General features: G+C 54.1%; 2 rRNA genes (1 of these 2 cut by a window edge). Both read right to left on the minus strand.

Annotated features, from left to right (window positions below):
• Positions 1–280: 280 nt before the first annotated feature.
• Positions 281–395: ribosomal RNA gene (gene rrf, locus KVT37_RS31360) — 5S ribosomal RNA — on the minus strand.
• 126 nt (positions 396–521) lie between these two features.
• A 23S ribosomal RNA gene (locus KVT37_RS31365) occupies positions 522–2500 on the minus strand; it runs 821 nt beyond the window's last position.

Raw genomic sequence — 2500 nt, forward strand, 5'->3', positions numbered from 1 at the left:
ACGAGCAAGCGTTAGCTTGCGACCACGAGCAAGCGTTAGCTTGCGACCACGAGCAAGCGTTAGCTTGCGACCACGAGCAAGCGTTAGCTTGCGTCCTTAGAGGTAAGTTTTAGCTTACCGGATTCAATGGGTCTGCCAAATGAAAGGGCCGCTTGCGCGGCCCGGGATCCCGTTTGGCGGGCCTCATGCATGTCGCTCAAAAGTGTTAGCGGTTTTGAGCCAACGACATGCATCACTAAAATCGCAAGGAGAAGATGTGAGATGAACATGCGTTTGGCAGACCTGGCAGCGACCTACTCTCCCGCGTCTTGAGACGAAGTACCATCAGCGCTGGAGCGTTTCACGGCCGAGTTCGGAATGGGATCGGGTGCAGCCGCTCCGCCATAACCACCAGGTCGGCAAAACGCATGTTCAATCGAGAAGCTGTTCAAGCGCGATCCGAAGGATCGTCGCGTTTTGTGCAATTCATCATTTCGGCGACAATCCTACGGATTGCGCCTTGATGAGCATTAGGAATGAGAACGATCAAGCCTATCGAACTATTAGTACCGGTAAGCTTCAAGCGTTGCCGCTCTTCCACACCCGGCCTATCAACGTGGTCGTCTTCCACGGTTCTCAGGGAATACTCGTTTCAAGGTGGGTTTCCCGCTTAGATGCCTTCAGCGGTTATCCCGTCCGGATATAGCTACCCTGCGATGCGGCTGGCGCCACAACAGGTCCACCAGAGATCCGTCCATCCCGGTCCTCTCGTACTAGGGACAGATCCTTTCAATATTCCTACACCCACGGCAGATAGGGACCGAACTGTCTCACGACGTTCTGAACCCAACTCACGTACCGCTTTAAATGGCGAACAGCCATACCCTTGGGACCTGCTCCAGCCCCAGGATGCGATGAGTCGACATCGAGGTGCCAAACAACCCCGTCGATATGGACTCTTGGGGGTCATCAGCCTGTTATCCCCGGCGTACCTTTTATCCGTTGAGCGATGGCCCTTCCACGCGGGACCACCGGATCACTATGACCGACTTTCGTCTCTGCTCGACTTGTCAGTCTCGCAGTCAGGCAGGCTTATGCCATTGCACTCAGCGAACGATTTCCGACCGTTCTGAGCCCACCATCGCGCGCCTCCGTTACTCTTTAGGAGGCGACCGCCCCAGTCAAACTACCCACCATACATTGTCCCGGACCCGGATGACGGGCCGCGGTTAGACATCCATAGTAATAAGGGTGGTATTTCAAGGGTGGCTCCACCTGAGCTGGCGCCCAGGTTTCAAAGCCTACCACCTATCCTACACATGCCACTACGAATGCCAATGTAAAGCTATAGTAAAGGTGCACGGGGTCTTTCCGTCTAACCGCAGGAACCCCGCATCTTCACGGGGAATTCAATTTCACTGAGTCTATGCTGGAGACAGCGGGGAAGTCGTTACGCCATTCGTGCAGGTCGGAACTTACCCGACAAGGAATTTCGCTACCTTAGGACCGTTATAGTTACGGCCGCCGTTTACTGGGGCTTCGATTCAGAGCTTGCACCCCTCCTCTTAACCTTCCAGCACCGGGCAGGCGTCAGACCCTATACGTCGCCTTGCGGCTTCGCAGAGCCCTGTGTTTTTGATAAACAGTCGCTACCCCCTGGTCTGTGCCACCCTCCTCCACTTGCGTAGAAAAGGGTCACGCTTCTTCCGAAGTTACGCGTGCAATTTGCCGAGTTCCTTCAGCATAGTTCTCTCAAGCGCCTTGGTATACTCTACCTGACCACCAGTGTCGGTTTCGGGTACGGTCTATAAGGAGGAGCTATTTCCTGGAACCACTCCGCTGCCCGTTCAATCCGATAAGATTGGACAACTTGTGTGATCCGTCACTACCTCCAGGCCCACGAATATTAACGTGGTTCCCATCGACTACGCGTTTCCGCCTCGTCTTAGGGGCCGGCTAACCCTGCTCAGATTAACTTTAAGCAGGAACCCTTGGTCTTTCGGCGGGGGAGTCTCTCACTCCCCTTACGTTACTCATGTCAGCATTCGCACTTCTGATACCTCCACCGCCCCTCACGGGTACGGCTTCATCAGCTTACAGAACGCTCCGCTACCGCTCGTGATTGCTCACGAACCCTAAGCTTCGGTGTATGGCTTTAGCCCCGTTACATTTTCGGCGCAAAGACCCTTATTTAGACCAGTGAGCTGTTACGCTTTCTTTAAATGATGGCTGCTTCTAAGCCAACATCCTGGTTGTTTTGGGATCCTCACATCCTTTCCCACTTAGCCATAACTTGGGGACCTTAGCTGTAGGTCAGGGTTGTTTCCCTTTTCACGACGGACGTTAGCACCCGCCGTGTGTCTGCCGACTAGTACTCCCAGGTATTCGGAGTTTGGTTAGGTTTGGTAATCCGGTGAGGACCCCTAGCCCATCCAGTGCTCTACCCCCTGGGGTATTCGGTCGACGCTCTACCTAAATAGATTTCGCGGAGAACCAGCTATTTCCGAGTTTGATTGGCCTT

The sequence above is a fragment of the Mesorhizobium sp. GbtcB19 genome, from assembly GCF_019091085.1.
In the GTDB taxonomy this organism is placed as follows: domain Bacteria; phylum Pseudomonadota; class Alphaproteobacteria; order Rhizobiales; family Rhizobiaceae; genus Mesorhizobium.